This window comes from Agathobaculum ammoniilyticum (assembly GCF_025567315.1).
GTDB classification, from domain to species: Bacteria; Bacillota; Clostridia; order Oscillospirales; family Butyricicoccaceae; genus Agathobaculum; species Agathobaculum ammoniilyticum.
In genome coordinates this window covers 325,062-344,411 of the sequence record NZ_JAOQJE010000001.1, presented here as the reverse complement: position 1 = coordinate 344,411, position 19,350 = coordinate 325,062, and the positions used below count along the sequence as shown (strand labels likewise).

Annotated in this window: 21 protein-coding genes; 12 read left to right on the top strand and 9 right to left on the bottom strand. The window is 57.1% G+C overall.

Translation table 11 applies throughout. The features are described 5' to 3' along the window. Positions 1-9: 9 nt before the first annotated feature. The 3 genes from OCV66_RS01670 to yedE are packed head-to-tail and all read right to left on the bottom strand — an operon-like array spanning position 10 to position 1,548. Entirely contained in the window at positions 10-252 is a 243-nt protein-coding gene (locus tag OCV66_RS01670; protein ID WP_054326016.1) for a DUF3343 domain-containing protein, read from the bottom strand. Then, positions 249-461: a sulfurtransferase TusA family protein gene (locus tag OCV66_RS01665; protein ID WP_054326015.1), complete on the bottom strand. Its 213-nt coding sequence runs from the start codon at positions 459-461 to the stop codon at positions 249-251. The genes OCV66_RS01670 and OCV66_RS01665 overlap by 4 nt, the downstream gene beginning before the upstream one ends. Next, on the bottom strand, positions 454-1,548 hold the full coding sequence (gene yedE / locus OCV66_RS01660) for a YedE family putative selenium transporter (RefSeq protein WP_054326014.1): 1,095 nt from the start codon (positions 1,546-1,548) through the stop codon (positions 454-456). Before yedE ends, OCV66_RS01665 begins: the two co-directional genes overlap by 8 nt. 107 nt (positions 1,549-1,655) lie before the next feature. On the opposite strand from yedE, the gene OCV66_RS01655 reads away from it, so the two are divergent. Then, positions 1,656-2,807 carry an aminotransferase class V-fold PLP-dependent enzyme gene (locus OCV66_RS01655; protein ID WP_147573704.1) on the top strand — a complete coding sequence of 384 codons (1,152 nt, stop codon included), beginning with the start codon at positions 1,656-1,658 and terminating at the stop codon, positions 2,805-2,807. Here OCV66_RS01655 and selD read toward each other — a convergent pair. Beyond that, entirely contained in the window at positions 2,794-3,831 is a 1,038-nt protein-coding gene (selD, locus tag OCV66_RS01650) for a selenide, water dikinase SelD (RefSeq protein ID WP_054326013.1), read from the bottom strand. The two genes, OCV66_RS01655 and selD, sit on opposite strands and share 14 nt — an antisense overlap. 250 nt (positions 3,832-4,081) lie before the next feature. Between selD and OCV66_RS01645 the strand changes: the two genes are divergently transcribed. Next, complete coding sequence (locus OCV66_RS01645; protein WP_054326012.1) at positions 4,082-4,969, top strand: DegV family protein; 888 nt, start codon at positions 4,082-4,084, stop codon at positions 4,967-4,969. A 44-nt stretch (positions 4,970-5,013) separates the two neighbouring features. Here OCV66_RS01645 and OCV66_RS15590 read toward each other — a convergent pair whose 3' ends face one another. The 4 genes from OCV66_RS15590 to dapF all read right to left on the bottom strand — a co-directional run bounded on the left by OCV66_RS15590 (position 5,014) and on the right by dapF (position 9,351). Next, complete coding sequence (locus OCV66_RS15590; protein WP_390126339.1) at positions 5,014-5,385, bottom strand: ComF family protein; 372 nt, start codon at positions 5,383-5,385, stop codon at positions 5,014-5,016. Positions 5,386-5,730: 345 nt separating this feature from the next. Next, the gene (locus OCV66_RS01635) at positions 5,731-6,906 is read right to left on the bottom strand and encodes an LL-diaminopimelate aminotransferase (RefSeq protein WP_054326010.1); all 1,176 of its coding nucleotides are present in this window, start codon (positions 6,904-6,906) and stop codon (positions 5,731-5,733) included. Continuing rightward, a complete protein-coding gene (locus tag OCV66_RS01630; protein WP_147573703.1) occupies positions 6,896-8,509 on the bottom strand; it encodes a CTP synthase in 1,614 nt (537 codons plus the stop codon). Before OCV66_RS01630 ends, OCV66_RS01635 begins: the two co-directional genes overlap by 11 nt. Further along, positions 8,506-9,351 carry a diaminopimelate epimerase gene (gene dapF, locus OCV66_RS01625; RefSeq protein WP_082396678.1) on the bottom strand — a complete coding sequence of 282 codons (846 nt, stop codon included), beginning with the start codon at positions 9,349-9,351 and terminating at the stop codon, positions 8,506-8,508. Before dapF ends, OCV66_RS01630 begins: the two co-directional genes overlap by 4 nt. 478 nt (positions 9,352-9,829) lie before the next feature. Here dapF and OCV66_RS01620 point away from each other — a divergent pair, with 478 nt between their 5' ends. From OCV66_RS01620 to OCV66_RS01600, 5 genes are all read left to right on the top strand, one after another. Beyond that, on the top strand, positions 9,830-11,917 hold the full coding sequence (locus tag OCV66_RS01620) for a glutamine synthetase III family protein (protein ID WP_054326008.1): 2,088 nt from the start codon (positions 9,830-9,832) through the stop codon (positions 11,915-11,917). Positions 11,918-12,049: 132 nt separating this feature from the next. Next, positions 12,050-13,093, top strand: a complete 1,044-nt coding sequence (locus OCV66_RS01615) for an FAD:protein FMN transferase (RefSeq protein ID WP_262563563.1) — start codon at positions 12,050-12,052, stop codon at positions 13,091-13,093. Beyond that, positions 13,083-13,454 (top strand): NusG domain II-containing protein, encoded by a 372-nt coding sequence (locus OCV66_RS01610; protein WP_107630543.1) that lies wholly within the window; start codon positions 13,083-13,085, stop codon positions 13,452-13,454. Before OCV66_RS01615 ends, OCV66_RS01610 begins: the two co-directional genes overlap by 11 nt. An 18-nt stretch (positions 13,455-13,472) precedes the next feature. Then, complete coding sequence (locus OCV66_RS01605; protein ID WP_107630542.1) at positions 13,473-13,985, top strand: Gx transporter family protein; 513 nt, start codon at positions 13,473-13,475, stop codon at positions 13,983-13,985. A 50-nt stretch (positions 13,986-14,035) separates the two neighbouring features. Further along, entirely contained in the window at positions 14,036-14,362 is a 327-nt protein-coding gene (locus OCV66_RS01600) for a hypothetical protein (RefSeq protein WP_107630541.1), read from the top strand. A 54-nt stretch (positions 14,363-14,416) separates the two neighbouring features. Here the strand turns inward: OCV66_RS01600 and ilvA are convergent, their stop codons facing one another. Beyond that, positions 14,417-15,628: a threonine ammonia-lyase gene (gene ilvA, locus OCV66_RS01595; RefSeq protein ID WP_054326005.1), complete on the bottom strand. Its 1,212-nt coding sequence runs from the start codon at positions 15,626-15,628 to the stop codon at positions 14,417-14,419. A 193-nt stretch (positions 15,629-15,821) separates the two neighbouring features. Between ilvA and OCV66_RS01590 the strand changes: the two genes are divergently transcribed. From OCV66_RS01590 to rpsB, 5 genes are all read left to right on the top strand, one after another. Further along, positions 15,822-16,547, top strand: a complete 726-nt coding sequence (locus OCV66_RS01590; protein ID WP_054326004.1) for a coiled-coil domain-containing protein — start codon at positions 15,822-15,824, stop codon at positions 16,545-16,547. 3 nt (positions 16,548-16,550) lie between these two features. Next, entirely contained in the window at positions 16,551-17,102 is a 552-nt protein-coding gene (locus OCV66_RS01585) for a FumA C-terminus/TtdB family hydratase beta subunit (protein ID WP_107630540.1), read from the top strand. 93 nt (positions 17,103-17,195) lie between these two features. Next, the gene (locus tag OCV66_RS01580) at positions 17,196-18,053 is read left to right on the top strand and encodes a polysaccharide deacetylase family protein (protein ID WP_054326003.1); all 858 of its coding nucleotides are present in this window, start codon (positions 17,196-17,198) and stop codon (positions 18,051-18,053) included. 4 nt (positions 18,054-18,057) lie between these two features. Beyond that, positions 18,058-18,297 carry a YlmC/YmxH family sporulation protein gene (locus OCV66_RS01575; protein ID WP_242977794.1) on the top strand — a complete coding sequence of 80 codons (240 nt, stop codon included), beginning with the start codon at positions 18,058-18,060 and terminating at the stop codon, positions 18,295-18,297. Positions 18,298-18,527: 230 nt separating this feature from the next. After that, positions 18,528-19,268 (top strand): 30S ribosomal protein S2, encoded by a 741-nt coding sequence (gene rpsB / locus OCV66_RS01570; protein WP_054326002.1) that lies wholly within the window; start codon positions 18,528-18,530, stop codon positions 19,266-19,268. Positions 19,269-19,350: the final 82 nt, after the last annotated feature.

Sequence of the window (19,350 nt, the reverse complement as noted above, 5' to 3'; positions counted from 1 at the left end):
TCACTCCTTTCAGGTTTCGCTGCGCCAAAGCAGAATATAACCAGTGGTTCCCGCAAGGTAAATTGCCTCGGTATCCGTATCCAGCAGCGCGCGGCAGTCAGTTTCGGCGGAAAACTGGACGCAGGTGCCGCAGGACGAACTGAGCGTGCGCGGGACTGGCAGCATCCGGACGGGAATATCCGCGTTTTGCAGGGCTTGGAAGCTTAAAAGAGCGCTCAGGTGGGTGTAGAACGTCGCAATATATCGATTCATGGCAGTTTAGTCAGCAGAAGAGAGAATTCATCATCCGCAACCTCGCGAATCTCTACCGCATAACCGCTGTGACCGGCAAAGCGGGAAATATTTTCGACCGCGCAGCGGTCGTCCACCAGCACCTCAAGTTGGTCGGGCGCGCTCCGGCTGACTTCCTTCTGCACCATGACCACCGGCATGGGGCAGGAATATCCTCTTGCATCAACCATTGTTTTTTTCCTCCTTGTGCAGATTCACGACGGATATGATAAACAGCAGGATCAGGCCGATCAGTATCCCGATCTGTCCGGGCGTTCCCACACCTCCAGCGACAAAGGCGCCGCCCGTCATGGCATCCGCGTTGCCGGCCATGCCGAAATTGTGGGAGAGCGCCGCGCCGGTCAGCATGCCGAATACGGTAACCGCGCTGTCCCCGTTGCCTTCTCCGGCCAAAATGAGCTGGCGGAGCGGGCATCCGCCCAGAAGAACAGCGCCCCAGCCGACCGCTGCCATCCCGAGCAGGTTCCACAGATAATCATGATGGGCAATCGGCTGCACGGCAAGCGTGGGATGGAATCCGCCCAGCAGCAGGTTGCCGATCAGCACGGTGGCGAAGATCGCCGCAAAGCCGCTCACTAAATGGAAGTCGCGGAACAGGAATATGTCGCGGATGCCGCCTGCCATACACAGCCGGCTTTTCTGCGCCAGCCCGCCGACGATCAGCCCGCCGGCGAGGGAAACCAGCCAGTAGGCATGGCTCGCGCCCGGCCCTTCCTCGGAGAAGCGCAGCACAGAAGGTACGGCAAGCAGAAGGACAAGAAGGGCGGCCATAAAACAGGGCAGGACGAAGCCGTTAGACCGCTTTACTTTATAGGCGCGGCCCAGGGAAAATCCTTTTTTCAGGCACAACACACCGATGCCGATGCCGAGCGCGAAGCCGGCAAAGCCGGAAACGGCGGTAAGGTCGCCCCCGGCCAGCCGAAGCACCATGCGGAGCGGGCAGCCGAGGAAAGCGAGCGCTCCGACCATGACAATCATACCCAGTACAAAGCGCAGCGCGGGCGCGGAACCGGCGCGCGCCTCGAATTCACGGCCGGCCGTGGCGGACAGGAGCGCGCCCAGTACGAGCCCGATTATTTCCGGGCGTATGTATTGGACCTTTGCGGCGCTGTGCATACCAAGCCCGCCCGCGATATCACGCAGGAAGCAGGCGATGCAGAAGCCCATATTGGCGGGATTGCCTGCTGCGGTAAGCCCCAGCGCAGCGAGGCCGGTGATAAAACCGGCCAGAAGGATGAGACGGTGGTGTTTGCTCATAGGGAATCTCCTTTAATAAAATGAGGTCGAAATTTTACTTTTGCTGCAGGCTGTGCTACACTGGTCAAAACAGAGCCCTGTACAGAGAGGGCAATGGAGGGATGCCGATGAGAACCATATATCTGGATCATGCCGCGACGTCGTTCCCCAAACCGCCGGCGGTAGGGAAACGGATGCAGGAATATGTGGAAACCGTGGGCGCGACGGTCAACCGGTCGTCCTATGGCGCCGCGCAGGAGGCGGGTATGGTCGCGCTGCGCCTGCGGCAAAGGCTGGGTGCGCTGTTCTCTTTTCCCGACCCTGCGCATGTGGTGCTGACGCCCGGCAATACTTGGGGGCTGAATATGCTGCTGCACGGCGCGCTGCGCCCGGGCGATCACTGTCTGGTTTCCGCGATGGAGCACAACGCGGTCATGCGTCCGCTACAGCAGATGTCGCAGCACGGCGTGCGGTTTGAGCGCGTGCCGTGCGACGCGGAGGGATGCCTTGACCTGCGGGCGCTGGAGCGGATGCTGCGGCCGGATACGAGGCTGGTGCTGCTTTGCCACGCCTCCAACGTTTCCGGCACGGTGCAGGACGCCGAAAGGGCGGGACAGGTCTGCGCTGCGCATGGTGTTCCGTTTGCGCTGGATGCCGCGCAGACGGCCGGACACCTGCCGATTGATTTCGGCAGGCTGGGGCTTGCGGCGCTATCCGTTCCCGGGCATAAGGGCCTGATGGGGCCGCAGGGCATCGGGGCGCTGATTCTGCGGCCGGATTTCGCGGCGGCTCTGGAACCATTTGTTTCCGGTGGGACGGGAAGCGCGTCAGACAGCGAGGAACAGCCAAGTTATATGCCCGACCGGTTTGAGTCGGGAACACCGAATGTGCCGGGGATTTACGGCTGGGAAGCGGCGCTGGAATACCTGCAGGGCGTTACGGTGGAGACGGTCGCCGCACATGACAGGGTGCTGGCCGAACAGTTCCTGGACGGCTTGCAGAGAGTGCCGGGCGTCGTGCTGTACGGCCCCCGAACCGCCGCGGGGCGGGTAGGGGTATTCAGCCTAGATTTCCCTGGAAAAGATAATGCGGAAGCGGCGTACCGGCTGGAGTGCGAATATGGAATTTTGACACGCTGCGGTTTGCACTGTGCGCCATCCGCTCATAAAACGCTTGGCACGTTCCCAAGAGGAAGCGTGCGGCTGTCTTTCGGTTGGTTCACGACCGAAGAAGAGGTCGGGCGTGCGCTGGAAGCCATTGCCGCGGTCAGCGCAGGATGATTCTTGCGCCTCCGGTATAGTCGGCCGCTTTGCCGATACGCTGCGCGCTGGGTACGGATGGCCGCAACTCGTCCCAAAGCGCGTCCGCGTCCGCCGGATCGACGGCGATCAGCAGCCCGCCGGAGGTCTGCGGGTCATACAGCAGGTCCTGTACAGCCAGCTCGGTCTGTCCCGCATCGACAAAGGGCTGGGCAAAGGTGCGGTTGCGATACATCCCTTCCGGCAGGATGCCGGTGCGCGCCAGCGCGAGGGCTTCGGGCAGCAGGTCGAACCCTTTTGCGTCAAGCGTCAGCGCAACCCCGCTTGCCTGCGCCATTTCAACCGCATGGCCGAGAAGGCCGAAGCCGGTTACATCCGTGCAGGCATGGACGCGATACCGCACCATGATATCGCGCGCGGCTTTGTTCAGGGTTGCCATCAGGCGATAGGCCTGCGCGAGCGCGGCAGGGGGACAAAGCTCCGCTTTGGCGGCGGTAGTGAGGACGCCGGTTCCGAGGGGCTTGGTCAGAAACATAATATCCCCCGGCCTTGCCCCTGCGTTTGTCAGCAGCCGCTCGGGATGGACAAAGCCAGTGACGGACAGGCCGTATTTTGGCTCCTCATCCAAAATACTGTGTCCGCCGGTGATGAGCGCGCCGGCTTCATATACCTTGCCATAGCCGCCCCTGAGAAGCGCATGGACCGCGCTCTGGGGCATCTTCTCCGGTATACAGAGCAGGTTAAGCGCGAGCTTTGGTTCGCCGCCCATGGCGTAAATGTCAGACAGGGCGTTGGCGGCCGCAATCTGGCCAAACAGAAACGGATCGTCCGCAATGGGTGGAAAAAAGTCCACGGTCTGCACCAGCGCAAGCTCGTCCGACAGCCGGTAAACCGAGGCGTCATCGCTTTTGTCAAAGCCCACCAGCAGATCAGGATCGCGGTGGACCTCTATGCCGTCGAGCAACTGTGCCAAAATACCGGCGCCGACCTTGGCGCCGCAGCCTGCGCAACGAGTAAGTTTGGTCCATTTAATATTTTCTTCCATAGCGGCAGCTCCTTGCTTTGCAGAAAAAAAGCGATTGAAAGCGTGCTTCAATCGCGGTGCCTGCGTGCGTTATCCTAATCAAAAGATAACATGGATGGGGGAAAAGGTCAAGAAAAGAAATGTCTGGACCGTTCCCGAAACGGGTTTTCTGCCGCCTTTCAAGGCGTCGACGTTTTACGGTATATGCCTTTTCAGAAAAGCGGTTTCATGGTATACTGGAAACAAATGATGGAATGATGAGGAATGTTTTATGGTTTCATATGCGCTTACCTGCTGTTCGACAGCAGATCTGCCCGCCGAATTCTTTCGGATGAGGCAGGTACCCTTCGCCAGCTTTCATTTTCAGTTGGAGGGGGAAGATTACCTGGACGATCTCGGCAAAACCATACCCTATGAGGAGTATTTTGCAAAAATAGCCGCGGGGGCGCAGCCCACCACGGCGCAGGTAAATGTGGAGGAATACAAGCGGCTGTTCGAACCGCTGCTGCAGGAGGGGAAAGACATCCTGCATCTGTCATTTTCTAGCGGACTGTCAGGCTCCTGCGCGTCCGCCTGTATTGCGGCCGAAGAAATGCGGGAGAAATATCCGGAACGGAAGATTTATGTGGTGGATACGCTGGCGGCATCCTCCGGCTATGGGCTGCTGGTGGATGCGGCCTGCGATAAGCGCGACGCGGGTATGTCGCTTGATGAATTGCACACATGGGTGGAACAGAACAAGCTCCGGCTCCACCACTGGTTTTTTGCGACCGACCTGACCAGCTTTAAGCGCGGTGGCCGAATTTCGCCCGCTGCAGCAACCTTTGGCACGCTGCTGGGGATTTGTCCGCTGCTCAACGTGGATTTTGAGGGCCGTCTGGTTCCTCGGAAGAAAATACGGGGCAAAAAAGCGGTCGTTTCCGAAATTGTTAAAATGATGGAGCAGCATGCGGAAAATGGACTGGATTACAGCGGAAAATGCTTTATTTCGCAGTCCGCATGCATGGAAGATGCGCGCGCGGTAGCGGATATGGTAGAGGCGCGATTCCCGCATCTGAACGGCAGGGTCTCCATAAACAGTATCGGCACAGTAATCGGTGCGCATACCGGCCCAGGGACGGTTGCGCTGTTTTTCTGGGGAGATGAGCGGGACGACTGAAATGGAAAAAGCAGGGAGGATGGTAGCACCATCTCCCTGCTTTTTTAATCTCTGCGGCCGGACGGCGTTCTGGTAGGGGCAAGCACATAAACATGCGTCGCGCCCATTTCGCGCAGCAGCTTGACCGCCGCGGCAGCCGTCGAACCGGTTGTGATAATATCGTCTACAAGGACAACGGATTTACCGGAAAGGTCGATGCCGGCGCGTATCCACAGAGCGCGTTTCGCGTTCTTCTCCCGCGCCGCCGCGTCCTTTCGGCCAGACTGCTTGGGGGTAAACGGCCGCTTCCACAGCGTGGCGGCACAGGAAAGCGAAAACGGGGCGGCGATCCGCTGCGCGAGCAGCTCCGCCTGGTTATAGCCGCGCTGGTACCAGTGGAGCACACCGATGGGGATAAATGTGACAAGATCAGGCATCCAGGTGTCCAGTCGCTCCGCTAAGACCGGCAGGGTCTGCGCGGCGAACCAGTCTGCATAGTGCTGGCGGTGCTTGAATTTGAAACGCTTGACCGCGTCCGCGACCGCACCGGTGTAAAGAAGCGGTGCGGCGGCATCATCGGCTCCGTCGATCTGGAACCGCTCGGTGCATCGGTACTGCTCCCGCACGGCCTTTGCGCAGGCAGGACAAAGCATGGCGGCTTTCCCAGCGTCAGCATCCAAGGTTTTGCAGCAAAGTACACAGGTTTTTGTAAAAATAAGACCCATAACACCCCTCCGATCAAAGGATAAAGGACTGACTCCGAAGAGACAGCCCTTTTTATCTTATCCAAGCAGCTTTTTCAGGCGCTCTGCCGCCTCAACCGTTCGCTGCTGGTCGCCGAACGCGGTCAGGCGGAAGAAACCGTCGCCGTTCTTGCCAAAGCCGGCGCCGGGCGTGCCGACCACATGGGCGTGTTCCAGCAGGTAGTCAAAGAACGTCCAGCTATCCATGCTATTCGGGCATTTCAGCCAGAGATATGGGCTGTTTTTACCGCCCGTGTACCAGATGCCGAGCGAATCGAGCGTTTCGCTGAGCACTTTGGCATTCTGCTTATAATAGCCGAGCGTTTCCCGAATCTGCTGCATGCCCGCTTCGGTAAAGCAGGCCGCCGCACCTTTCTGTACGATATAGGGTACGCCGTTGAATTTTGTGGTCTGGCGGCGCAGCCACATTTTGTTGAGTTTTCCATCAGCCAAAGCCTTAGGGACGATCGTCCAGCCACAGCGCGTTCCGGTGAAGCCGGCCATTTTGGAGAACGAACAGAACTCGACCGCACAGGTTTTGGCACCCTCGATCTCATAAATGGAGCGGGGGAGACCGGTGTCTTCGATAAAGCATTCGTAAGCCGCATCATATAGGATAACAGCATGCTGCGCGTTGGCGTACTCCACCCATGCCTGAAGTCCGGCACGGTCATATGCGGCGCCGGTCGGGTTGTTCGGGGAGCAGATATAGATGATATCACACGCTGTGCCGGCATCCGGCAGCGGGAGGAAGCCGTTTCCCGCGTTGGCGTCCGCAAAAATCACCTTGCGGCCGGCCATGACATTGGTATCGACATAGACGGGATAGACCGGATCGGGAACCAGGACGGTATTATCTGCGCTGAACAGGTCGAGGATATTGCCGAGATCACTTTTTGCGCCGTCCGAAATAAAGATTTCATCGGTATCAAGCGAAACGCCATGCGTCCGGTAATAGCCGGCCAGCGCTTCGTGCAGAAAGCTGTAGCCCTGCTCGTCGCCATAGCCGTGGAAGGTTTCCTGCCGGGCCTGATCCTCGACCGCCGCGTGCAGCGCGTCGATCACAGCAGGAACCAGGGGACGGGTTACATCTCCGATGGACAGCTTGATCACATCCGCTTCCGGATGGGCGGCCTGAAATTCGCGCTGCTTTTTGGCTACGGTGGAAAACAGATAGCTCTGCGCGATATTGTCAAAATTTTGATTAATCTGCATGTTTTTTGCTCCTTTCCAGCGATGCTGCAACAAACGCCTTGAACAGCGGATGCGCGCGGTTGGGGCGGGACTTGAATTCGGGGTGGAACTGTACGCCGATATAGAACGGATGGTTTGGGATCTCGACTGTTTCAACCAGCTCGCCGGTGGGCGAGGTGCCTGTAATCAGCATACCCTGTTTTTCGATCTGCTCACGGAAATTATTATTGAATTCATAACGGTGGCGGTGGCGCTCGGAAATCATTTCCGTGCCATAGGCCGCAGACATGATGGTGTCCGGACGAATTTTACATGGATAAGCGCCCAGACGCATCGTACCGCCTTTTTTGGAAACGCCCTGCTGACTTTCCATCAGGTCGATGACCGGATGCGTGGAATCCGGATCAAACTCGCTCGAATTAGCGTCTTCAAAGCCCAGCACGTTGCGCGCATAGCTCATGACCGCAATCTGCATGCCCAGACAGATGCCGAAATAGGGGATGCCCTGTGTGCGCGCATAATTGGCGGCGCAGATCATGCCCTCAATGCCGCGCGGGCCGAAGCCGCCGGGGAGGATGACGCCGTCGACCTCGCCGAGCAGCTTGTCCACGGTCGAGTCGTTGATCTCCTCCGAATCCACCCATTCAATATCGACAAAGCATTCATTTTCATAGCCACCGTGCTGCAGGGCTTCCGCAACGGACAGGTATGCGTCGTGCAGCTTAACGTATTTGCCGACCAGCGCGATCCGGACATGCGCCTTGCGCGCTGCGATGCGCTCGAGCATGGCGACCCACTCGCTCATGTCGCCCTTGGGCGCGCCGATGGCCAGCTCGCGGCAGACGATATCGGACAGGTGGCTTTCCTCCAGCATCATGGGCGCCTGATACAGTACGGGAAGCGTACGGTTTTCAATTACGCAGTCCTCCGGCACGGTGCAGAACATGGAGATCTTCCTTTTGATGTCGTCATCCATAGGCTGATCGACGCGCGCTACGATAATATCCGGGGAAATGCCGAGGCCGCGCAGCTCCTTGACCGAATGCTGGGTGGGCTTGCTTTTCGGCTCGTTCGAGCCGGAGATGTAGGGGACGAGCGTTACATGGATAAACAGGCAGTTGCGGCGGCCGACCTCGGTCGCGACTTGGCGGATCGCCTCAAGGAACGGCTGGGATTCGATATCGCCGGTTGTACCTCCGATCTCGGTGATGACAACGTCGGCCGAGGTCTTCTTGCCGACCGAATAAATGAAAGACTTGATCTCATTGGTAATATGGGGGATGACCTGCACGGTTTCGCCCAGGTATTCCCCGGCGCGCTCCTTGTTGAGCACGTTCCAGTAGACCTTGCCGGTGGTCAGGTTGGAGAATTTGTTCAAGTCCTCGTCGATAAAGCGTTCATAGTGGCCGAGGTCGAGATCGGTTTCCGCACCATCGTCCGTTACATAGACCTCGCCATGCTGGAACGGGCTCATCGTACCCGGGTCGACGTTGATGTAGGGGTCGAGCTTCTGCGCGGCCACCTTGAGGCCGCGGCTTTTCAGCAGGCGTCCCAGCGACGCGGCCGTGATGCCCTTGCCCAGACCAGAAACAACGCCGCCGGTTACGAAGATGTACTTTGTCATATCTCGATTTCCCCCTCAAAAATTGTGGTTGCCGCGCCCGTCATGAACACGGTTTCGTCGGTATATTGAATGTTCAGATCACCGCCGCGCAGGCGGACGGTGATATCGCTGCCTTTTTCCGCGCGCCCTGTAAGGCAGGCCGCGACGCCCACGGCGCACGCGCCGGTGCCGCAGGCCCAAGTTTCGCCCGAGCCGCGCTCCCACACGCGCATTTTCAGGCTGCCATCGGATTGGATATTGACAAATTCCGTGTTGATGCGCGCAGGGAAGAGCGGGTGATGCTCGAATTTGGGTCCGATCCGCGCGAGGTCGAGACTATCGATATCCTCGGACAGGAAGATTACGCAGTGCGGATTGCCCATGGAGACACAGGTGACGTGATAAACCCTTTCATCCACCACAAGCGGCGCGCCGACGACGGAATCGCCTTCGAAATCGGCCGGTATATCGCGCGGCAGGAGAATGGCGGCGCCCATATCCACGCGGACAGACTGAACCCTGCCGTCCCGAACGTCGAGTTCGAGCCTTTTGACACCGGAAAGCGTATCAACCGTGACCGCTGTCCGTCCGTTTACCATGCCGTTGTCATACAGGTATTTGCCGACGCAGCGGATGCCGTTTCCGCACATCCGGCCCTCCGAACCGTCCGCGTTGAAAATCCGCATCTGCGCGTCTGCCCGGTCGGATGGAGATATCAGGATGATACCATCGCCACCGATGCCGAAATGCGGCTCGCTCAGCCGGATGGAAAGCGCCTCCGGATCGGGTACAGCCTGGTCGAAGCAGTTGAAATAAATATAATGATTGCCGCAGCCGTGCATTTTGGTAAAAGACAGCTTCACGCGGTTTCCCCTCCTTGAAGATCATTTTTCGAGGCGTGCATACGCGTTTCACGCACCGCAACCCATATGTAATTTAGTATAGCATAATTCCTTTCCGATTTCTCTACCCAATTGAAAAAAACCGGAAAAATTTTGTCGTATCCCGAAGGCTGGTTTTGGGTGGTATCATACAAAAAATGAAGAAATCGGACAATGCGACGGAAAGGGAAGAAGCGGGCGCTTTGCGGATTCTGAAAAATACGGACCGCCCGCGCGTAAGATACCTGTACAGATTAAACAAAGAGGAAAAAGACGAGGAGGAGGCCTTGACAAGCCGGAAGCATGCGGATTATAATTCTTTTGTAAACAGCAGAACGCGCTGTGGGAAACCATCCCCGCAGCGCTTGTTTTATATGGTTATATGGGCAGCAAATAACAGGCTGATTATTTATTGTTATCACGAAAAATCTATATCAGAGTAGTAAGGAGCGATATGTGTATGAACACGGCAAGGAACGTCCCCGAGCTTTTTGGCAGCATGGTCTTTAACGAGACCGTGATGAAGGAGCGTCTTCCGAAGGATGTTTACCGCAAGCTCAAAAAGACCATGCGGGAAGGGACTGCGATCGATGCGGACGTTGCCGCCGTTGTGGCGACAGCGATGAAAGACTGGGCGCTCTCCAAGGGCGCAACGCACTATACCCACTGGTTCCAGCCGCTCAACGGCATTTCGGCCGAAAAGCATGATTCCTTTATCTCTCCGACGGACGACGGCGGCGTGATGATGGAGTTTTCCGGCAAGGAACTGATCAAGGGCGAGCCGGACGCGTCTTCGTTCCCCTCTGGCGGCCTGCGCGCGACCTTCGAGGCGCGTGGCTACACGGCCTGGGATCCGACGAGCTACGCCTTTGTCAAGGATGGCTCGCTGTATATCCCGACTGCGTTCTGTTCGTATACGGGTGAGATACTCGATAAAAAGACGCCGCTGCTGCGCTCGATGGAAGCGATCAGCGCACAGGCCTGCCGCGTGCTGAAGCTGTTCGGCAAGGAGGTCCGCCACGTCACAACGACGGTCGGGCCGGAGCAGGAATACTTTTTGATCGATAAACGGGACTACGCCAAGCGCAAGGACCTGATTTTCACCGGCCGCACGCTGTTCGGGGCAAAGCCGCCGAAGGGACAGGAGATGGAGGACCACTACTTCGGCTCCATCCGCCCGCGTGTGGCGGCGTTCATGCAGGAACTGGACGAAGAACTGTGGAAGCTCGGCATCTTTTCCAAGACCAAGCATAACGAGGTCGCGCCCTGCCAGCACGAGATGGCGCCGGTGTTTACCACAGCCAATATTGCGACCGACCATAACCAACTCACCATGGAGGTCATGAAGCGGGTCGCGCAGAAGCATAATTTTATCTGCCTGCTGCATGAAAAACCGTTCGAGGGCGTCAACGGCTCGGGCAAGCACAACAACTGGTCGCTTTCCACGGATACGGGCGAAAACCTGCTCGAGCCCGGCAGGACGCCGAGCGAAAACGCGCAGTTCCTGCTGTTCCTGACTGCGGTTATCAAGGCTGTGGACGAATATCAGGACCTGCTGCGCATCTCGGTTGCGTCCGCGGGCAACGACCACCGCTTGGGCGCGAACGAAGCGCCTCCCGCCATCGTTTCCATGTTCATTGGCGACGAACTGCAGGCAATCCTGGATGCGATTGAGTCGGATGCGGACTATACGGATATGACCAAGACCAAGATGGATCTCGGCGTATCCGCGCTGCCGGACATTCCGAAGGATACAACCGACCGCAACCGCACCTCCCCGTTCGCCTTTACCGGAAACAAGTTTGAATTCCGCATGCTGGGCTCGGCGATCAACATTGCCTGCCCCAATATCATGATTAATACTGCGGTCGCGGAGGAGCTGCGCCTGTTTGCGGATGAGCTTGAAAGCGCCGCCGACTTTGAGAGCGCGCTACATGAGCTGATTAAGCGCGAGATCAAGGCTCACAAGCGAATTATTTTCAACGGCAACGGCTATGACGACGCTTGGATTACAGAAGCGGAAAAGCGCGGCCTGCTCAACCTGAAGTCGACTGCCGAGGCGCTGCCGCACTACACGGATGAGAAAAACATCCGCCTGTTTGCAACGCATGGCGTTTATACCCGCATCGAGATGGAATCCCGCGAAGAGGCGCTGCTGGAGGAATATTATAAGACGCTGCATATCGAAGCGCTGACAATGGCCGATATGGCGCGGGAAGAGATACTCCCCGCCTGCACGACGTTCCAGAATGAGTTGGCGCAAACGGCAAGGAACAAAAAAGAGGTCGGCGTATCCAATACGATGGAGGTTGACCTGCTGCGCAAGGTCTGTGGGTTGACAGAGGAGTTGTACAGAAAATGCGGCGAATTGAGCGACGCCATTGCACAGGCGCCGCAGGCCGATGCCAAGCGCCTGTCGAATTACTATCATGATATGGTCATCCCGATCATGAACGCAGTGCGTCAGCCTGCGGACGATCTGGAGCTGCTGGTTGGCAAGAAATACTGGCCGTTCCCGACGTATTCCGATATCCTGTTTTACGTCTAAAGTTACAACAAAACAGTACGCATTGCCGGCCGGCGGTGCGTACTGTTTTACTTTGGAGAGCGGCGCGCTTGTGTTTTTTTCACGATTGTATTATAATGATACATATTTTGCATGCGGGAGAATGGTATTGCGATGAAACGGATAGTTGCGCTGCTTGCGGCGCTTTTGTGCCTGTCAGGGTGCTCCGGCAGCGGAAACGTCTGCAGCACAGATTTTTTTGCCATGGACACGTTTATGTCCATAGCGGTATGCGGGGAAGGCGCGGAGGATTCCGAAGCGGCGCAGGAACTGGCAACGGAGTTGGAACAGCGTGTAAACGTACTGGAACCGGCGCTTTCCCGCACAAGAGAGGACAGCGACCTTTACCGTTTGAACCACGCGGAGGGGGCGGTCTGCACGGTGGCTGAGGATACCTATGCGGCAATCGCTGATGCGGTGGAGTACGCGAAGCTGACCGGCGGCGCGTTTGACCCAACGATGGCTGCGCTGACCGATCTGTGGGGTATCAATACGGAGGACGCCAGGGTACCGTACCAGAATGAGATCGAGCAGGCGCTGTCCGGCGTAGGCTATGAGAATATCGAGCTTCTAGGAGACGGACGAGTGCGCCTGCTGAACGGTGCGCAGCTTGACCTTGGCGGCATTGGCAAAGGGTTTGCAACGGACGAGGTTAAGGCGGCTTGGGAACAACGGGACCGTTCGGGGACATGGAGCGTGCTGGCCCGTCTCGGCGGCAATGTTGGGGCGTTCGGCGAGAATTCCGACCGCGACGGAGGGAACTGGGTTGTCGGTATTGCAGATCCGGATAACAGCGCGGATTATTTGGCAACGGTCGCGGTAAAAGACCTGTCGGTTGTCACCTCGGGCGACTATGAGCGCTATTTTGAGCAGGATGGGAAACGGTACCACCATATTTTTGACCCCGCTACTGGTTATCCGGCGGAAAGCGGCCTGCGCAGCGTGACCGTGATCGACGAAAGCTCTACCCGTGCGGATGCGCTGACGACCGCGCTGTTTGTCATGGGGCTTGAGGAGGGAATGATGTTTTGCGCCGAAAATCAGATCGCCGCTGTTTTCATCACAGCGGACCGGCAGGTTTACACGACGCAGCAGGTCGGCGAGCTCTGTACCTTTTCGTTTTTAGGTGAGGAAAAAGGGTATACCTATGCGCAGTAGAATGAAGTGGGGAGACGCCGTGATTATCGGCGCGGTGCTGCTGGTGGCGGCCGCGCTGGCCGCTGTGCTGGCAATGCAGGCGGTGGGCGACCGGCTTTATGCGGAGGTCTGGAAAGACGGCAGTCTGGTGGAGCGGGTCGCACTGGAGGAACAGACCGACCGGACGATTGAGCTTGATGGACATAATACAGTGGTATTGCTTGGCAAAACGGCAAAAATGCAGTATGCGGATTGCCGCGACCAGGTCTGCGTCAGGACCGGAACATTAACGCGTGCCGGCCAGGTGGCGGTCTGTCTCCCGAACCGCGTTGTGCTGAAAATCACAGGCGGGCAGAGCGATATTGACGCGATCGTAAGTTAGAGGGGAGTGTGCGGAAGAATGAAAGCGAAAAAGGTATCGTTCTGCGGCCTGCTGACCGCGCTCGCGATCGTACTGTCGCTGGCCGAGCGGCTGTTTCCACTGGATGCGGTCGTGCCGGTACCCGGCGTCAAGCTCGGCCTTGCAAACGTGGTGACCCTGTTTGCGCTGACAAGACTTTCGGTGCGGGACGCGTTTTTTATTTTGGTATGCCGCGTGACGATTTCCTCGGTACTGATGGGGAGCGTGACCGCGTTTCTGTTTTCCCTGCTTGGGGGGCTGCTTTCCTTGGTTGCCATGTACCTGCTGCTGCGGCTGGAAGGGCGGTTCTGCTCTCTGCTGGGTGTCAGTGTGGCCGGGGCGGCGGCACATAATATCGGGCAGGTGCTTGCGGCAATATTCTGGATGCAGACAGCGGCAGTTGCGGCGTATCTGCCTTTCCTGCTGGTGATGAGCGTCCCGCTTGGGCTTGTGACCGGCCTGACTTGTTCCGTTGTGCTTGCGCATATGAAAAAAATCGAGTTTCATGTATAAATTTTTTTGCATCCTCCTATACTATGAGCAAATATAAAGGAGGAAATGCAATGAAAAAGCTTGTTGCGTTACTGGCCATGATGACAATGCTGATTGGCTGCGGCTGCTCCAATACGTCCGACGACCAAAATAAAGACGATGCGGATAATACGGTTACGGACAGCCAGAATGATCAAAACGACACGATGGATAACAGCATTGGAAATGATGCGGATAGAGTCGGAGACGACATAGTCGATGGCGTGGACGACGCGGGCAACGCCATCAAAGACGGCGCCGAGGATGTCGGCGATGCACTGACCGGAAACGATAACAATAACAACAACGGCGCGGCTGTGGATAATGGGACCGGCGTAACGACCTCCCCCAATCCGTAATCGCAAATAAATAAAGCTGCAGACTCAATGTCTGCAGCTTTATTTATTTCTCCTTTAAATCTGTGAGGTGAAAACCTGATAGCCCTGCCTGCTCAAGTCGTCAAGCAGACGCTTGGCGTGCTCAACGCCGCCGACCTCGCAGACGACTTGGATGATCGCTTCGCCGATATCCAGATCAGCCTGCACTCGGTCATGCTGGAACAGAATGATGTTGGCGTTCTGCTCGGCCACCAGATGTGCAAAACGTTCGAGCGCGCCGGGTACGTCTGGCATCAGCACCGAGAATTTCAACTGGCGGCAGCGAGTGACAAGCCCCTTTTCCACGATCTTATGGATGAAAGACACATCAATATTGCCGCCGGAAAGCACGCAGACGACCTTTTTGCCCTTGACATCCACCTTGTTGTTGAGTACGGCCGCCAGGGGCGCCGCGCCGGAGGTTTCCACGACCTGCTTGCAGCGTTCAAGCAGCAGGAGTACGGTGGAAGCAATCTCCTCATCGGAGACCGTGACAACACGGTCGACATATTGCTGAATATACCGGAACGTGTTTTCACCGGGACACTTGACCGCGATACCGTCCGCGATGGTCCGGACCGTATCCGATGGCTGGAGCGTACCCGCGCGGAAAGAATTGGCGATGGCCGGCGCGCCCTCTGCTTGTACACCGACAATCTGGATGCGCGGATTGATCTGCTTGGCGCAGGCCGCGATACCGGAGATCAGCCCGCCGCCGCCCGCAGGGACAAAAATGATATCGACGAACGGAAGATCGCGCAGAATCTCGAGTGCGATCGTACCCTGACCGGCCATAACATCCTCGTCGTCAAACGGATGGATGAACTCGGCTCCGGTTTCCTCGCAGATCTCACAGGCCTTGGCATAGGCTTCGTCATAGATATTGCCGGCAAGCACAACCTCAGCGCCGTAGCCCTGCGTCGCGGACACCTTTGCAATCGGTGTGGAACGGGGCATGACGATGGTAGACTTTACGCCGACCGAACTGGCTGCGAACGCGACGCCCTGCGCGTGATTGCCTGCGGACGAGGCGACGACCGCATGGAGGTCGCCCTCGGCGTAGCGCTTCATAATCTTGTTGTATGCGCCGCGCACCTTGAATGAACCGGTTTTCTGCTGGTTCTCGTACTTCAGATAGACTTCCGCGCCGCTCATGGCAGAAAAGGTGCCGGAAGTGGACAGCGGGATGTTATGGATCACATTCTTCAGGCGGTCGGCCGCCGCTTCGAAATCTTTCAGCTCTAACATAATATCTTTCTCCGATTTAGCGTGATGAACTTATCATAGCACTTTTGCTTCGGGATTGCAAGCGGAAATCCGAGGATGCGCGTCTGTTTTGCCCGATAAAATGGGGAAGAACGAGGGGGGGATGATCTTTTTATTGCCAGAAAGGTCCGGCTTTGCTATACTTAAAGAAGATCGTATAGTGGAGGATAATGTCATGGATGAGCAGAGCAAGGGGTTCCGCGGCGTCGTTTTCGGTGGGTTTAAGCGGGAAGACGTGCTGCGATACATAGAGGAAACAGATACCAGGTACTTTTCGGAAACCGAGGAGCTTCGCCGGCAGCTGGCGGAGGCGCAGGCCGCGATGGGGGAGTTGCGCGGGCAAAATGAAAAGCTGACGGAGAAAAACGCGGAGCTGCTGGAACGGCTAGGGCAGATGACGCTGGATACCGATAAAATCAGAGCGAAGCTCGATGAGATCGAAAAGGGCTTTACCCTGCAGACGACCGAAATCGAAGCACAGAACGCGCGGGCGGAATCGCTTGCGGCGGAAAATGACCGCCTGACTGCGGAAAATACCAAGCTGGCGCAGAAATGCGGGGAGTACGATGCCTCCAAGGAGAAAATCGCAGAGATGGAGCTTTCGGCTTACCGGCGGGCGAAGCAGATCGAGGAGGATGCCAAAAGCGAGCTGCAAAAGCTGCGCCGCCAGTCGCTTGAGATGATCGAGCAGGTCAAACGCCAGCTCGATACGGCGAAAGAGAACTATCGGACGGTTTTGGCGCGCAGTCAGCAGGAATCGGCGGAAATGGCGCGCAAAGCGGGGGAAGTGCTGGGAGAGATCGACCGCATTACGGCCGCGCTTGGAAAGAGCGAAGCGGACAAAAGCAAATCCGGCCTGCGCGATGTACTGAGTAATCTGCGGATCAAGACGGAGGAATGAGCAATGGCGCACTATGACCTGAAAACAGAGGAGCTAAAGCAGATGGCTTCCAAGCTCCGTGCCGGCGATACGGTCTCCCTAACCGGAACAGTGTATACCGCCCGTGATGCGGCGCACAAAAAAATCGTCGCGGCTATGGATGCGGGAGAAGCGCTCCCGTTTGCGTTAGAGGGAGCGGCAATCTACTACGCGGGGCCAACGCCGGCCAAGCCGGGGCAGGTGATCGGTTCGGTCGGACCGACAACATCGGGCCGTATGGATCCCTTTGCGCCGCGACTTCTGGATGCGGGCCTTTCCTGCATGATCGGCAAGGGCATACGCTGCCAAGCAGTGCAGGATGCGATGGCGCGCAACGGAGCGGTGTATATGGTCGCGATCGGCGGCGCGGGCGCGGCCAAGGCGGCGTCTATCAAAAGGGTGGAAGTGATCGCCTATGAGGAACTGGGCTGCGAATCGGTCAAGCGGCTGACGGTGGAAAACTTCAGCGCGATTGTTTCACAGGACTGCGTCGGCGGTAACCTCTATACGGAAGGCGTTGCAAAATATAAAAAATAGCGCGTGGCGCGGAGCGCTGCGGATTCATAAAATCCCCCCGGCGGGCATACGCTGTGCTGAGAAGCATGGAAGCGGTCCGAGGGGGGATTTTTTTTGAAGCTGGGCTTTCGTCACACAGCATTTCAGGCGGTGTGTACGGTTATCGTGCTTTGCTTTGCGCTGGTGTTGCTGCAGCGCGGCGACACAAACGCGGTGTTTGGGGAGCAGAACGGCGTCAGGCTGCCGATCCTGATGTACCATAGCATTTTAAAAGACAGCGCCCGTCAGGGGAAATATGTCGTTTCGCCATCCGTGCTGGCAGAGGACCTGGATGCGTTACAAAAACGGGGCTACGAGACAGTTACGGTTTCCGACCTGCTCGCCTATGTACATAAAGGTGAGCCACTGCCGGAAAAGCCTGTGATGATCACGTTTGACGACGGGTATTATAACAATTATGTTTACGCATATCCGCTGCTGCAGCAGCGGAACATGCGGGCGGTCGTTTCGATCATAGGCTGCCAGACCGACCAGTATACGGAAAGCGGCGTGGAAAACGCCTACTGGTCGCATTTGACGATCGACAGGCTGCGCGAAATGCAGGATGTTTTTGAGGTGCAGAACCATTCCTGGAACCTGCACGAATACGGGGAGCGCCGCGGCTGCCTGCGCAGGCGGGGGGAGGACCAGACCACCTATGAAAGCCTGCTGCGGGAGGATACCGGTCAGACACAGGAACTGTTATCCGAGAATGGGCTGCCGGAGCCGCAGTGCTATACCTATCCGTTTGGCGCATGCTCGGATGAAAGCGAGCAGGTGCTGCGCGAAATGGGGTTTCTATGTACGCTCGGATGTGAGGAACGGATGAATTTGGTTACAGGCGATCCATCATGCCTGTATGAAATGGGGCGGTATAATCGTGCGTCAGGGGAAAGCACAGAAAGCTATCTCAAAAGGGCGTTGGGAGAGTGAAGGGATGGGAGCGATGCGTTTTTCCGAGCTGCATTGCAGGGAAGTGATCAACCTGTGCGATGGAGCGCGTTTGGGGGAAGTATGCGATCTAGTGTTCGATCCGGTCTGCGGACAGATCACGGCGATCGTTGTCCCAGGGCAAGGCGGCATCATGAGCCTGTTTTCGCGCGACGACTGTGTGATCCCCTGGAACTGCATCGAAACGCTGGGAGAGGATTATATCCTGGTCCGCTGGAAAAAATAAGCGGGAGCGCATGGAAAGATGCGTGGGGATAAGCGTATAGACCGTATTGCTTTTGGAAAAAATAAGCGAAAATCAGTAAATAATGTTTGACATTGGATGCGTACAGCGCTATACTATTAGAGCATGAATTCGCACATCCTGTGATGAAAGCGGCCGGTGACGGGCCGAACGGCCTGTTGCCGCTGTCAGATGATCAGGGATGGAGGAAACAACCAAGGAGGAAAATGAAAATGGCAGTAATCTCTATGAAGCAGCTTTTGGAGGCCGGTGTACACTTCGGCCACCAGACCCGCCGCTGGAACCCGAAGATGGCGACCTACATCTTCACCGAGCGCAATGGTATCTATATCATTGACCTGCAGAAAACTGTAAAGAAACTTGAGGAAGCATACTTCTTCGTGCGCGATATGGCCGCTGCGGGCGAGTCTATCCTGTTTGTCGGCACCAAGAAGCAGGCGCAGGACGCGATCAAGGAAGAGGCGGAGCGTTGCGGCCAGTTCTATGTCAATGCGCGCTGGCTGGGCGGCATGCTGACCAACTTCAAGACTATGCGTACCCGTATCGCGCGTCTGAACCAGTTGCAGAAGATGCAGGCGGACGGCACGTTCGACCTGTTGCCGAAGAAGGAAGTCATCAAGCTCCAGCTCGAAATCGCCAAGCTCGAAAAGTACCTGGGCGGCGTTAAGGAAATGAAGAAGCTGCCGGGCGCGCTGTTCGTGGTCGACTCCCGCAAGGAGAAGAACGCGATTGCCGAGGCTCGCAAGCTGGGTATCCCGATCGTTGCGATCGTTGACACCAACTGCGATCCGGACGAGATCGACTATGTCATCCCAGGCAACGACGACGCCATCCGCGCGATCAAGCTGATCTCCCAGACCATGGCGAACGCCGTTTTGGAAGGCAAGCAGGGCGAGCAGCTTGAGGTTGAAGCAAAGGCGGAAGAGACTGAAGCGGCTTCCGCGCAGGCATAAGCATAACTGCATAGAAATTAGTGAGTTGTTCGTAGGGCGCGACGACCCGGCGCGCCGAGGTCGTCGCGCCCTACGGTTTTGT

Coding starts and splice junctions, on each gene's coding strand:
- OCV66_RS01670 (WP_054326016.1), bottom strand. CDS start 252: ATGAATCGATATATTGCGACGTTCTACACCCACCTGAGCGCTCTTTTA.
- OCV66_RS01665 (WP_054326015.1), bottom strand. CDS start 461: ATGGTTGATGCAAGAGGATATTCCTGCCCCATGCCGGTGGTCATGGTG.
- yedE (WP_054326014.1), bottom strand. CDS start 1,548: ATGAGCAAACACCACCGTCTCATCCTTCTGGCCGGTTTTATCACCGGC.
- OCV66_RS01655 (WP_147573704.1), top strand. CDS start 1,656: ATGAGAACCATATATCTGGATCATGCCGCGACGTCGTTCCCCAAACCG.
- selD (WP_054326013.1), bottom strand. CDS start 3,831: ATGGAAGAAAATATTAAATGGACCAAACTTACTCGTTGCGCAGGCTGC.
- OCV66_RS01645 (WP_054326012.1), top strand. CDS start 4,082: ATGGTTTCATATGCGCTTACCTGCTGTTCGACAGCAGATCTGCCCGCC.
- OCV66_RS15590 (WP_390126339.1), bottom strand. CDS start 5,385: ATGCCTGATCTTGTCACATTTATCCCCATCGGTGTGCTCCACTGGTAC.
- OCV66_RS01635 (WP_054326010.1), bottom strand. CDS start 6,906: ATGCAGATTAATCAAAATTTTGACAATATCGCGCAGAGCTATCTGTTT.
- OCV66_RS01630 (WP_147573703.1), bottom strand. CDS start 8,509: ATGACAAAGTACATCTTCGTAACCGGCGGCGTTGTTTCTGGTCTGGGC.
- OCV66_RS01620 (WP_054326008.1), top strand. CDS start 9,830: ATGAACACGGCAAGGAACGTCCCCGAGCTTTTTGGCAGCATGGTCTTT.
- OCV66_RS01615 (WP_262563563.1), top strand. CDS start 12,050: ATGAAACGGATAGTTGCGCTGCTTGCGGCGCTTTTGTGCCTGTCAGGG.
- OCV66_RS01610 (WP_107630543.1), top strand. CDS start 13,083: ATGCGCAGTAGAATGAAGTGGGGAGACGCCGTGATTATCGGCGCGGTG.
- OCV66_RS01605 (WP_107630542.1), top strand. CDS start 13,473: ATGAAAGCGAAAAAGGTATCGTTCTGCGGCCTGCTGACCGCGCTCGCG.
- OCV66_RS01600 (WP_107630541.1), top strand. CDS start 14,036: ATGAAAAAGCTTGTTGCGTTACTGGCCATGATGACAATGCTGATTGGC.
- ilvA (WP_054326005.1), bottom strand. CDS start 15,628: ATGTTAGAGCTGAAAGATTTCGAAGCGGCGGCCGACCGCCTGAAGAAT.
- OCV66_RS01590 (WP_054326004.1), top strand. CDS start 15,822: ATGGATGAGCAGAGCAAGGGGTTCCGCGGCGTCGTTTTCGGTGGGTTT.
- OCV66_RS01585 (WP_107630540.1), top strand. CDS start 16,551: ATGGCGCACTATGACCTGAAAACAGAGGAGCTAAAGCAGATGGCTTCC.
- OCV66_RS01575 (WP_242977794.1), top strand. CDS start 18,058: ATGGGAGCGATGCGTTTTTCCGAGCTGCATTGCAGGGAAGTGATCAAC.
- rpsB (WP_054326002.1), top strand. CDS start 18,528: ATGGCAGTAATCTCTATGAAGCAGCTTTTGGAGGCCGGTGTACACTTC.